We start from the raw sequence: 12,099 nt of genomic DNA, 5'->3' as shown, positions 1-12,099 counted from the left end.
AATGACATCGCATCCCTCCCAGTCTTTGTGGGCGGTACCAGTTGCGCAAATGGCGGCACGAGCGGGCAGTAGTATGCAGTTGCATCGCGCCTTCCCAGCGCCAGAGGGCATTGGAGACAGCGTTATTGGCGTGGAGCCAGGGAGTGATGTTACGGTAGATGGCAACTTCGATTCCGTTGTAGATGGGCTTATGTTCCAGGGCACTATTACCGCGCGCGTGCATGCGGAGTGCTCGCGATGCTTGATGCCGTTGCATAGAGATTGGCCTGTTGATGTGTGTGCGTTTTTTGCGCGCGTGGAGAGCGGCAAGGGCGGCAAGGGTGCAAATGGCGGCAAGAGCGGCGCGCGTTCTAATAACTCTAATAACTCTAGTGATGATTTAGAAGATGCTGATATTTGGGACGAAGGCGACGATTCTGGAAACGTGTATCCGCTGGTTGGTGGCGGCGATTTTGCCGACATTGAGGCTCTGATTCGAGACACAATGGTTAGCGAGTTGCCACTTAAGCCTTTGTGCGAGCCTGATTGCAAGGGGCTTTGTTCGCAATGCGGAGAGAATCTGAATGAGCATCCGGATCATCATCACGACGTTACGGATATTCGTTTTGCGGCGCTTGAAGGACTTAAGGAAAAGCTTGAAGCGCAACAATCTGCCTGAATAAAAATCCTTACTTGGTGTTGCGCGGCTTCCTATTTAACGTTGTAGGAGGGCTGGGTGTTTCTGCATGAGTGCGGCTAATCCGTGCGAACGAAACATCTCATTCAGTGCGAAAAACCTCGAATCTCTACCTTACTTGGCGTGTGTTTGTGAATAATGTATGGCGCTTGCTGTAATATACAGAACGCTTAAGCTCAATCGGTTGAACGAAATAGAGGAAAGATTATGGCACTGCCAAAGTACAAGACCTCGCGCGCTAATACTCATTCGCGTCGCGCCAATTGGAAGGCTTCTGCCGTGCAGACTATTACCTGCCCGAACTGCGGTTCGCCAGCGTTGTCTCACATGGCTTGCCCAACCTGCGGTAACTTCCGCGGTCGCGTGTATCGCGAAGCAATTCGCTCTGCGCACACCAAGTAGGTTGTATTTTAAAAGAACCCTGCCATCGACGGGTGGCAGGGTTTTTGTTTTTCCCTAGTTTTTGTTGTTTCCCGAAAATGTACGTGTTTTGGGTGTTTTTTGGTACAAAGTCGGGAAAAGTTGACGGGTTTTGTTGTTTTGCACGCTGATCATAGCAACAAAGTGCGTCAATTGGTTCCGCTTTTTGTACGTGATTTAGGTGTTTTTTGGTACAAAAGCGCGAGTCGACTTGCATGAGCGCTTAAAGCGTAGCGCGCGAATGCACTTCGATTCGCTGAGCTTGCTTAAGGTTGAAAGCACAGTGCGCTTTCAACGCAAGCGAAGACGTGAGCGCAGCTAATCCGCGCGAACGATTTGTCAAATTTGGTACAAAGTCGGGAAGCGTATAGCGCAAATAAACGACTTCAACACATGCGCTATAATGTTGAAGATATGAGTGGGAACAACACAAAAGACCAGTATGACGGCCAAAATGATGGCAATTACGGCGCATACAATAACCCAAATCAGCCAGAAGACGCTAAAACTAGTAGCATTGGCGTTGCGCGCACGCAAGATGGACACACGCAGGATGGGGATCCTACTAAGGAGCTTTTGCGCGCTCTTGGCACTACGATTTCGCCAGATTTGCTGGTGGAGGCTCTTACTCACCGCTCGTTTTCGCACGAGCATCCAGGAACTAAAAATTACGAGCGCCTAGAGTTTTTGGGCGATGCTGTTTTGGAGCTTGTTTCTACAGAAACGCTGTTTTCTGCTCATCCAGACATGACGGAAGGCCAGTTGGCTAAGCTCCGCGCTAAGGCTGTTTCGGAGTGGGCTTTGAGCGCGGTTGCTCGCGATAAGTTGCACGTTGGTTCGTACATTCTTTTGGGCCACGGCGAGATGGAGCATGGCGGCGCTCAAAAAGACTCGATTTTGTGCGATATTGTTGAGGCGCTTATTGGCGCGACTTTTGTTGAGCATGGCATTGACGAGGCGCGCGCTGTGGTGCATCGCCTGATTGACGACACTTTAGCGGAGGTTCTTACAGAAGGCCCAGCTTTGGATTGGAAGACTTCGCTTACGGTTTTGGCGCACGAGATGGGGCTTGACGAGCCGCAATATAGAATGTCGGTTTCTGGCCCAGATTACGCGCCTGTGTTTCGTGCGCGCGCGGTTTTGGCGCACGAAAACGGCGATGAGCTGCTGGGTGAAGCGGACGGTTCTAGCAAGCGCAAGGCTCAACTTGCTGCTGCAGATAAAGCTTGGCACGTGTTGGATAGAAGGCGTAAGTCGAGCGCGAGCAAAGAAAGCGGTAATTAGGTCTTTCTGATTGCTGTTATATAGGCGATTTGAGGCGGTTCTATGGCTAGCAGTCGTAATAATAATGATTTATTATTTGACGATGATTCAGCATCATCAACGGTTGCTGGCGACTTTTGCGACTTACGCTACCACTGTGCGCGCTACGTTGACTATTTGCGCGCCAACAAAGGCCTTGGAAGCGCCACCTTGCGCGCGTACGGCGCGGATGTTTTACAATGCTTAGAGTGGTGCAGCCGCAATGGTTTTTGCGATTTGCGCGCGGTTTCCACCAGTGTTTTACGCCAATGGATGTATTGGCTTAACAAGAATCATGCGCGCTCGAGTTTGGCGCGCAAAGTGGTAGCCGTGCGCGGCTTTTTTGCGTGGGCTACGCACATTGGTTTGATTAGCGCAAATCCTGCGCAAATTCTTGCAACTCCTAAGATTGCTAATGAGCTTCCTACGGTTTTAGATGAATCGCAGGCGCAAAAGTTGTTGGATTGTGCGGATAGTTGTGCGGATAGTTGTGTGGATAACTTTGCGCATGATTCAACTGCGCATGATTCAACGATGCAAAATTGCGCGCAAAAAAAGCCGCGCGCGCAAAAGTCGCAAGCTTCCGAGCATCAAGAAAACACGCCATTAAAATCGCCCCAAAAATCCCTCCAAGAACATGCACTCGCCCTTAGAAACGCTGCGATTCTAGAGCTTTTATATGCCACGGGCATGCGCGTGGGGGAGCTTACAAGCCTTAATGTGCAAGATATGGATTTTGAAAATCACACCGTAAAAGTTACAGGTAAAGGAAACAAGCAGCGCGTGGTGCCGTTTGGCGTTCCTGCTGCAAATGCGTGCAAAGAGTGGATTGAGCATGGGCGAAGTGCTCTGCTAGAAAAGCACGCCGCAAACTCATCGGGTATGCAAGCGCTGTTTTTGGGCGCGCGAGCAAAGCGTATCGATCAGCGTGTTGTAAGAAGTATTGTTCACACTGCCGCCGCAGCCGCAAACGTGCCAGATGTTGCTCCGCACGCGCTTCGCCACAGTGCCGCAACGCATATGCTCAACGGTGGAGCGGATCTTCGCGAGGTTCAGGAGCTTTTGGGGCATTCCTCGCTTAACACAACCCAGCGCTACACGCACGTTTCTATTCAGGCTCTTAAGCAGCGCTATTCGCAGGCTTTCCCTCGTGCGTAGAAGGAGAATGCATATGCAGAAAGGCAGAGATGTGATTTGAATCACGTAATGCCGCTGCGTGGCTAAATGTATAATCGATTTATAAGCTTGATAGGAGGGTAAAACAGTGGTTGATGATTCAAATAAGCCTGAATCAAGCGCATTGATGAATAGCGTATCGACGAATAAGAATGTAGCGAATCAAAACGAGCCAAGCGCAGCAGACTCAAGCGCAGCAGACGTTGAAATGAGCCAGTACGTGGCAGATCGCGCTCGCGTAAACGAAGATAAAATCCGCCAAGACGAACAAATCGTTGCTGAATTTGGCGAGTACAATTACGGCTGGCATGATTCGGATGCTGCAGGCGAGGCTGCAAAGAAGGGCATTGACGAGTCGGTTGTTCGCGCAATTTCCGCCGATAAAAACGAGCCAGAATGGATGCTAAACCTTCGCTTGCAAGGCTACCGCGCGTTTTTGCAAAAGCCTATGCCAGATTGGGGCGTGGATTTACGCGGTTTTGACGCAGACGATTTTAAGTACTACGTTCGCCCAGTACACGATCAAGCGAAAACTTGGGATGATTTACCAGAAGACATTCGCAAAACTTACGATAGGCTTGGCATTCCAGAAGCGGAGAAAAAGCGCTTGGTTTCGGGCGTTGCAGCTCAGTACGAGTCGGAAGTTATTTACAATTCGATTCGCGAAGACTTGGCTGCGCAAGGCGTGATTTTTGTTGATACGGATACAGCAGTTCAAAAGTATCCAGAGCTTGTAAAAAAGTATTTTGCAACTGTGATTCCAGTTGACGACAACAAGTTTGCGGCTCTTAACACAGCGGCTTGGAGTGGTGGATCGTTTGTGTACGTTCCAAAAGGCGTGCACGTGGATATTCCGCTTCAGGCTTACTTCCGCATTAACACGCCAAACATGGGTCAGTTTGAGCGCACGTTGATTATTGCAGACGAAGGATCGTACGTGCATTACGTTGAAGGTTGCACAGCTCCGATTTATTCCACGGATTCCCTACACGCTGCAAACGTTGAGATTGTTGTAGAAAAGCATGCGCGCGTGCGCTACACAACCGTGCAAAACTGGTCAAATAACGTGTACAACTTGGTTACCCAGCGAGCCTACGTGCGCGAAGGTGGCACAATGGAGTGGGTTGACGGCAACATTGGCTCCAAGGCAACTATGAAGTATCCTGCATGCATTCTCGCCGAGCCGTACGCAAAAGCGGAGACTATGTCTTTGAGCTTTGCTGGCCGCGGCCAGTACCAAGATACGGGTGCGAAGATGATTCACTTGGCTCCGCACACAAGTTCCACGATTGTTGCTAAGTCGATTTCGCGCGGAGGCGGGCGTTCTGCCTACCGCGGTCTTGTAAAAATTGTTAAAGGCGCTAGCGGCTCCAGCTCTTCGGTTGTGTGCGACGCTTTGCTTGTTGACGATTTTTCTAGGTCCGACACTTATCCGCATGTTGACGTGCGCGAAGATAACGTTTCAATGGCTCACGAGGCCACTGTTTCCAAGGTTTCCGAAGATCAGCTTTTCTATTTGATGAGCCGTGGGCTGGAAGAAAAAGAGGCTATGGGAATGATTGTGCGCGGCTTTGTGGAGCCGATTAGTCGCCAGCTGCCAATGGAGTATGCTCTGGAGCTTAATCGTCTTGTGGAATTGCAAATGGAAGGATCCGTGGGGTGATGAGCGAAGATCTGAAAAAGAATTTAGGCAATAAAATGACGGAAAAAGAAATTAATATTCCTGTAGCAGACCCTAACGATCCTTATGCGGTTCCTGCTGCAATGCCTTCTAGCGCAGATAAATCCGTGCGCTCTTTTAGCGTGCAAGACTTTGCGATTCCAACGCGCAAGCAGGAAGATTGGAGATACACGCCAGTTGAGCGAATCTCCGAGTTTTTTGAGAGCTTTGAGCCGTCTAACAACGTTACGGTGGAGCTAAAAGGCGCTGATGGCGATTCGCATGCAACTCTACAAATTTTGCCAAAAAACGAGGCTCCGCACACCGAAATGAAGCCTTCGGATCGCGTGGCTGCTGTTGCGTGGAACTCGGCAAAATCGGCATACGTTTTGCATGTTTGCGGCGAAGCTGCAAAGCCAATAATATTGCAAATTCACGGGAATCTTAAAAATGAAAGTACTTTGCAGTCGCTAGACGCTGCGAAATCATTAGACGCATTGCCATTAGACGCATTGCACTTAGTGATTGAAGCTGATTCCTGCACAAACGCGGATATTATTGTAGAACACACAGGAGTTGCAAAGCTTGCTGAAGGCGTAGAAATCATTCTTGGAGATAACGCGCATGTTTCTACAACGTTCATTCAAGAGTGGGATTCAGGCAGCAAACACGTTGGAAATCATAGGATTCATGTGGGTGCGGGAGCGTCTCTTCGCCACACAATGGTCACGCTTGGTGGAGACGTTGTGCGAATCCGCATGGATCAGGATTTTGGCGGCGAAAAGGGCGATTTAAACATGCTTGGCATGTATTTTGTGGACCCAGGCGAGCATGTTGAGCATCGCACGATGGTTGTGCACAATCACCCAGAATGCAAGTCGCGAGTAGTGTATAAGGGCGCGCTTTATGGAAAAGGAGCGCATTCTACATGGGTTGGAAACGCGCTTATTAAGCCAGAAGCTCCTGGCACGGATTCGTACGAGTTGAACCGAAATCTGGTGCTAACTCCTGGCGCGATTGCCGATTCGGAGCCAAATCTAGAAATCGAAAATGGAAATATTATTGGCGCAGGTCACGCAAGTTCTGTTGGCAGATTCGACGACGAGGAGCTGTTTTACTTGCAATCTCGCGGCGTGAGCGAGGTGGATGCTAGGAAGCTTGTTGTGCGCGGATTCTTTAACGAGCTGATTGAGGAGATTGGCGTGCCGCAAATCGTAGATCATTTGATGGCTGCGATTGAGAGGCGTTTAGCTAAGACGGATGAATCGCAAGCAACCAACGAATCGAAATATGCGGAAGAATAGGAGATAAAACATGTCAACTTTAGAAATCAAGGATTTGTACGCGTCTGTAGAAACAAAAGAGGGACGCAAGCAAATATTAAAAGGTGTAAATCTTACAGTTAATTCTGGCGAAACGCACGCGATTATGGGGCCGAATGGCTCTGGAAAGTCTACTCTCGCATACACTTTGGCGGGTCACCCAAAGTACGAAGTGGATTCAGGCCAGGTGCTTTTAGACGGCGAAGATATTTTGAAGATGACTCCAGATGAGCGCGCAAAAGCTGGGCTGTTCCTTGCAATGCAATACCCGGTAGAGGTACCAGGCGTGTCGATGACGAACTTTTTGCGCACAGCAAAAACAGAGGTGAGCGGCGAGGCTCCGACTTTGCGTGCGTGGGTTAAAGAGCTTAACGAAGCAATGAAGCGCTTAAGAATGGATCCAAAGTTTGCGTCTCGCTCTGTAAACGAGGGATTTTCGGGCGGCGAAAAAAAGCGTGCGGAAGTTTTGCAACTAGAGATTTTAAAGCCAAAGTTTGCGATTTTGGACGAGACGGATTCTGGCCTAGATGTGGATGCTTTGCGAATTGTTTCGGAAGGCGTAAATCGCGCCAAAGAAAGCACTGGCCTAGGCATTATGATGGTTACGCATTACACGCGAATCCTTAAGTACATTAAGCCAGATATTGTGCACGTTTTTGCGCAAGGTCACTTTGTAAAGACTGCAGGGCCAGAGCTTGCGGACGAGTTAGAAGAAGAAGGATACGACAAGTATTTGCCAGAAGGCGCCAGCGAGTCTGCGATTGCATAAGCGGCGTGTCTAAAGCCGCGAGTAAACTTGTTTAAGTTTGGCTAAATAAAACGGAAGAGGTTTGTAATGACTGTTCGCGGTGATATTAGAAATGTGGCAATCGTAGCGCACGTTGACCATGGTAAAACAACGCTCGTAAATGCCATGCTTCAGCAGTCGCACGTATTCTCCGAGCGAGAAGAAGTGCCAGACCGCGTAATGGACTCCAACGACCTCGAGCGCGAAAAGGGCATTACCATTCTTGCCAAGAACACGGCCGTTCAATACACCGGCCCGCTTGCAGAAAAGTACGGTCACCCAGAGGGAATCACAATTAACGTAATCGATACCCCAGGCCACGCCGACTTTGGTGGCGAGGTGGAGCGCGGCATCTCCATGGTTGATGGCGTTGTGCTTCTCGTCGACGCTTCCGAAGGCCCACTTCCACAAACTCGATTCGTTCTACGCAAGGCACTTGAGGCAAAGCTGCCAGTGATTTTGTGCGTTAACAAAACGGATCGTCCAGACGCGCGTATTGACGAGGTTGTTAGCGAAGCTACGGATTTGCTTCTTGGCCTTGCACAAGACGTTGTTGAAGAAGGAATCGACCTAGATATTGATTCGCTTCTTGATTTGCCTGTTATTTATTGCGCCGCAAAGGCTGGCTATGCATCTTTGAATCAGCCAGAAAACGGCGGCTTGCCAGATAACGATAATTTGGAGCCTCTTTTTGACTCCATTATTTCCAACATTCCAGCACCAGAGTACGAGGAAGGCGCGCCTCTTCAGGCACACGTTGCAAACATTGATTCTTCCGACTTCCTTGGCCGCCTCGGCTTGGTGCGAATCTACAACGGCATTTTGGAAAAGGGCAAGACTTACGGTCTTTCTCGTGTAGACGGCTCGATTGAAAACTTCCGCGTTTCCGAGCTTTTGCGCACGCAAGGCTTGGAGCGCACTCCTGTGGCATCCGCAGGCCCTGGAGATATCGTTGCAGTTGCAGGCGTTAACGACATTATGATTGGCGAGACTATTGTGGACCAGAACGATCCAAAGCCTCTTCCATTGATCCACGTTGACGACCCAGCTATCTCCATGACTTTCGGCATTAACGATTCTCCGCTTGCAGGCACGGAAGGCAAGGATCACAAGCTTACAGCGCGCATGATTAAAGATAGGCTTGATCGCGAGCTTATTGGTAACGTGTCTATTAAGGTTCTTCCAACAGACCGCCCAGATGCGTGGGAAGTTCAGGGTCGTGGCGAGTTGGCGTTGGCGGTTTTGGCGGAGCAGATGCGCCGCGAAGGCTATGAGCTTACTGTTGGCCGTCCTCAGGTTGTTACTAAGACGATTGATGGCCAAATTAACGAGCCTATGGAAAACACTACGATTGACGTTCCAGAAGAATACATGGGTACTGTTACGCAGCTTATGGCAGATCGCAAGGGTCGCATGGATTCTATGAGCAATCATGGATCTGGCTGGATTCGCTTGCAATTTACGGTGCCTTCTCGTGGTCTTATTGGCTTCCGCACGGCTCTTCTTTCTGCAACTCGCGGCACGGGAATCGCAAGCTCCATTTCTGCAGGCTACGCGCCTTGGGCTGGTCAGATTGTAACTCGCCAGAACGGTTCCATGGTTTGCGATCGCAAGGGTGTTGCAACGCCTTATGCTATGCAGCGTTTGCAGGCGCGCGGCGTGTTCTTTGTGGATCCGCAAAGCCCTGTGTACGAAGGCCAAATCGTTGGTATTAACAATAAGCCAGACGAGTTGGATGTTAATATTACGCTTGCTAAGCATATGACTAACATGCGTTCTTCTACAGCAGATGTTCTTGAGACTTTGACGCCGCCAATTAAGATGAGCTTGGAGGAGTCGCTTGACTTTGCTAACGAAGACGAGTGCGTGGAGGTTACGCCTGAGTCGATTCGCGTGCGCAAGATTATTTTGAGCCGTGATGAATGGTACAAGTGGCGCGCTAAGCAGCGTAGGCAGAACAACAACGCTGCCTGATTGATTAATGCGTGATCGCTTAAAATATTGCTTAAAATGATGTTTAACATAAAGTCGCATTCCGTGCTATTTGCTGGCAGGTGTGCGGCTTTATGCGTTTTAGCGGCATTTTGCGCGGTTTTGGGCACTTTTGCGCACCGAATGGGCGCTATGTACAACTTTCCGTACGGTCTTGTAATCGCGTTTTTGCTTGTTATTTTGAGCGCGTGTTTTGCTCGCATGCTTTGTGGTGTTTTCGGCTTGATTTTGCACGCAATTGTATGCTGTTCGGTTGTTTGGATGATTGCGCTTGGATGGTTTAGGGTTTTTGGCGCGTTTCGTGGCGTGCTTGTTGCTGTTGGATTTGGCGTGGATAATCTTCCGTGGATTGCGCAAAATGCTGGATATTTTTGGCTTTATGGCATTATCATCGCTCACGTAGTTTTGCTTTGTATGCCTAATAAATTCTTTGCTATTTCTGGCGCTAAATAAGTGGCGCTAAATCAATGTAAGGTAGTCTTACTTATAGTCTTATATAGTCAGTCTTATAGTCTTAAAGTCTTACAATCTTAAAGTAGTTTGAGGAATAGTCATGAATAGCAATATAGTCATGAATAGTAATAAGAACAGTAATAGTTCCCGTAAATTATGTTATTTAGGGCCAGAAGGTTCTTTTACTCATCAAGCTGCTTTAAAGGTTAAAGAGCAATGTAAATCGTTAGGTGCTTTGCGCCTTATTCCAACTGCGTGTGAGAATATTCGTAATATCGCTAGCAAAATTGAAGATTGTCACGATTTGGGTATTATTGCGTGGGAAAACAATATTGAAGGCGTAGTAATACCTAATTTAGATTTATTAATTGATGCAAAAAATATGGTTGGCATTGCTCGCTTGGGCGTTGATATAAGTTTTGATGCTGTTGTTTGCAAGTCGGATTCAATCGAAAACTGTTCGACTATTGTTGCTCATCCTCACGCGTTGGCACAATGCCGTAAGTTTGCTCAAAAGCGCGGATTGAAAGAAAAAACTGCGTCTTCAAACGCTGCTGCTTGTAGGGATTTAGTTAATGGCGAAGTTGCTTTGTGCCCTAAAATTTGTGCTGATTTATACAATAGGCAAATTGTGAGTGAAGCTGTTGAAGATTTTTCTGGCGCACGCACTGAGTTTTTAGTGTTAGCTCCTAGAGATGAGGCTTTAAGTTTTGTTAATATGCAGCGCGAAAGCTATTCATCTTTTTCTTCGATTATTGCTTTTATTCCGCGTTCTACGGGCGCTGGAGTGCTAGCAAATTTGCTTGATGTTGTGCGCGATCATGGTCTTAATATGACTTCTTTTATGTCTAGGCCGATTAAAGGTCAGGATGGTTTATATAGTTTTATTGCCACTGTTGATGCTGCCCCTTGGGATTCTACGTGTAAAGCTATGATTCAAGAGGTTGTTGAACATGGTGATTGGGTTCGAGTTTTAGCAGTGTATCCTTCTGATAATCAAGATAATCCTGTTATGAATGATTGGATGCTGCCAAATGGCGGAGTGTGCGTTGATGCTTCGAGTTCTTCGTCTGATACTTCGAGTGCTTTGAGTGCTTTGAACGTAATGCGTGCAGAAAGAGAATTATTATGGTAGAAGATGCTGAATTTTCTCAAAAATTTTCTGTTGGTATTGTTGGACTTGGACTTATTGGCGGCTCAATCGCAAAGCGTTTGGTAGCCACTGGTTCTTGCAAAGTGTACGCGTATAATCGCCATCAAACAATGTATAAAGAGGCGCGCGCCCTTGGAATCACTTGCGTTGAAAGCGTTTCGGAGCTTGCGCGCATGCAGCCAAATGTTTTGATTTTGTGCAATTCGCTTGCCGCTATGCCAGAAGTTCTTGGCGATATTTCGCGCGAAATCAACAAGCAGCGCACTACTTTGACGGATGTTGGTAGCGTTAAGGGGCTTGTGCGCCAGCAGGTTAAGGCCGCAGGGCTTGGCGATTGTTATATTGGCGCGCATCCTATGGCTGGAAGCGAGTTTACGGGTTGGCAGGCGTCGAGCGCGCAGCTGCTGGACGGCGCACTTTGGGCAGTTAGCGTTGATGAGAGCAGTGATTTTTGGCGGTTTTTGGCGGTTTTGCGTGTGATTGTGGGGTTGTGTGGAAACCGCGCTCTTGTGTTGAACGATTCTATACACGACGCTTCGGCGGCGCTGATTTCACACATGCCGCACGTTGTTTCTACTGCGCTGGCGAACGTTTTGTGTGGAAGCGAAAATCGCAATGTTGCGTTGCAAATGTCGGCTGGTTCTTGGCGAGATATGACGCGAGTGGCGCTTACGGATCCAAATCGCACGCGTGCAATGGTTGCGGAAAATCGGCGAAATGTGGCGGATTTGCTGGGTAGTGTGATTGATGAGTTGAGCTTTGCAAAGAAGATGCTTGAGGGGAGCGATGGCGATTCTGCGGTTTCTGGCGATGAACACGCGTTTTTTGCTAAGGCGGATTCTTGGCGCGAGTATAAATATGAGGAGCGCGTGGCGGATGACGGTAATGAATCTGCGGTGGCTCTCGATTTGCGCGAGCTTCGATTTGCCCTTGATTGCGCATGCGATTGGCAAAGTCAGCTGATTCAAAGCGCGCAAAGCGGCGAGCAGATTGTTGGCGTATCACTGAGTGACTCTGCGGTTGCTTGCGATTCGCGTGCGGCTCGCATAACGCTTCGTCGCGTCTCAACTCTCTAACCCGCAACAAACTCGGTAAGTCGCTTGCGCGCTACGCTTCTCAAGCGAAAGGCGCTTTGACTGAGCTTGAAATTGCATAACG

At 48.7% G+C, this 12,099-nt stretch carries 11 protein-coding genes; all 11 read left to right on the top strand.

Annotated elements, in window-relative coordinates:
- The first annotated feature begins 1 nt into the window (after position 1).
- The 11 genes from HMPREF3216_RS03220 to HMPREF3216_RS03170 all read left to right on the top strand — a co-directional run bounded on the left by HMPREF3216_RS03220 (position 2) and on the right by HMPREF3216_RS03170 (position 12,017).
- On the top strand, positions 2 to 658 hold the full coding sequence (locus HMPREF3216_RS03220; RefSeq protein ID WP_060786906.1) for a YceD family protein: 657 nt from the start codon (positions 2 to 4) through the stop codon (positions 656 to 658).
- A gap of 225 nt (positions 659 to 883) precedes the next feature.
- Positions 884 to 1,078: a 50S ribosomal protein L32 gene (gene rpmF, locus HMPREF3216_RS03215; RefSeq protein ID WP_004113441.1), complete on the top strand. Its 195-nt coding sequence runs from the start codon at positions 884 to 886 to the stop codon at positions 1,076 to 1,078.
- 411 nt (positions 1,079 to 1,489) lie between these two features.
- Positions 1,490 to 2,380 carry a ribonuclease III gene (rnc, locus tag HMPREF3216_RS03210; RefSeq protein WP_060786905.1) on the top strand — a complete coding sequence of 297 codons (891 nt, stop codon included), beginning with the start codon at positions 1,490 to 1,492 and terminating at the stop codon, positions 2,378 to 2,380.
- A 42-nt stretch (positions 2,381 to 2,422) separates the two neighbouring features.
- Positions 2,423 to 3,556, top strand: coding sequence for a tyrosine recombinase XerC (locus HMPREF3216_RS03205; protein ID WP_060786904.1), 1,134 nt, complete (start codon positions 2,423 to 2,425; stop codon positions 3,554 to 3,556).
- Between the two features lie 106 nt (positions 3,557 to 3,662).
- Positions 3,663 to 5,237 (top strand): Fe-S cluster assembly protein SufB, encoded by a 1,575-nt coding sequence (sufB, locus tag HMPREF3216_RS03200; protein ID WP_060786903.1) that lies wholly within the window; start codon positions 3,663 to 3,665, stop codon positions 5,235 to 5,237.
- Positions 5,237 to 6,538, top strand: coding sequence for a Fe-S cluster assembly protein SufD (gene sufD, locus HMPREF3216_RS03195; RefSeq protein WP_060786902.1), 1,302 nt, complete (start codon positions 5,237 to 5,239; stop codon positions 6,536 to 6,538). Before sufB ends, sufD begins: the two co-directional genes overlap by 1 nt.
- Positions 6,539 to 6,548: 10 nt before the next feature.
- Positions 6,549 to 7,325, top strand: a complete 777-nt coding sequence (gene sufC / locus HMPREF3216_RS03190; protein WP_004113429.1) for a Fe-S cluster assembly ATPase SufC — start codon at positions 6,549 to 6,551, stop codon at positions 7,323 to 7,325.
- A gap of 66 nt (positions 7,326 to 7,391) precedes the next feature.
- A complete protein-coding gene (typA, locus tag HMPREF3216_RS03185; protein ID WP_004574694.1) occupies positions 7,392 to 9,317 on the top strand; it encodes a translational GTPase TypA in 1,926 nt (641 codons plus the stop codon).
- 36 nt (positions 9,318 to 9,353) lie between these two features.
- Positions 9,354 to 9,788, top strand: coding sequence for a hypothetical protein (locus tag HMPREF3216_RS03180; protein ID WP_060786901.1), 435 nt, complete (start codon positions 9,354 to 9,356; stop codon positions 9,786 to 9,788).
- Between the two features lie 100 nt (positions 9,789 to 9,888).
- On the top strand, positions 9,889 to 10,923 hold the full coding sequence (locus tag HMPREF3216_RS03175; RefSeq protein WP_060786900.1) for a prephenate dehydratase: 1,035 nt from the start codon (positions 9,889 to 9,891) through the stop codon (positions 10,921 to 10,923).
- Positions 10,917 to 12,017, top strand: a complete 1,101-nt coding sequence (locus HMPREF3216_RS03170; RefSeq protein ID WP_060786899.1) for a prephenate dehydrogenase — start codon at positions 10,917 to 10,919, stop codon at positions 12,015 to 12,017. Before HMPREF3216_RS03175 ends, HMPREF3216_RS03170 begins: the two co-directional genes overlap by 7 nt.
- Positions 12,018 to 12,099: the final 82 nt, after the last annotated feature.

The sequence above is a fragment of the Gardnerella vaginalis genome (assembly GCF_001546455.1).
GTDB lineage: Bacteria > Actinomycetota > Actinomycetes > Actinomycetales > Bifidobacteriaceae > Bifidobacterium > Bifidobacterium vaginale_B.
Note: the sequence above shows the minus strand (reverse complement) of the source record. Positions and strands in the feature narration are given on the sequence as shown.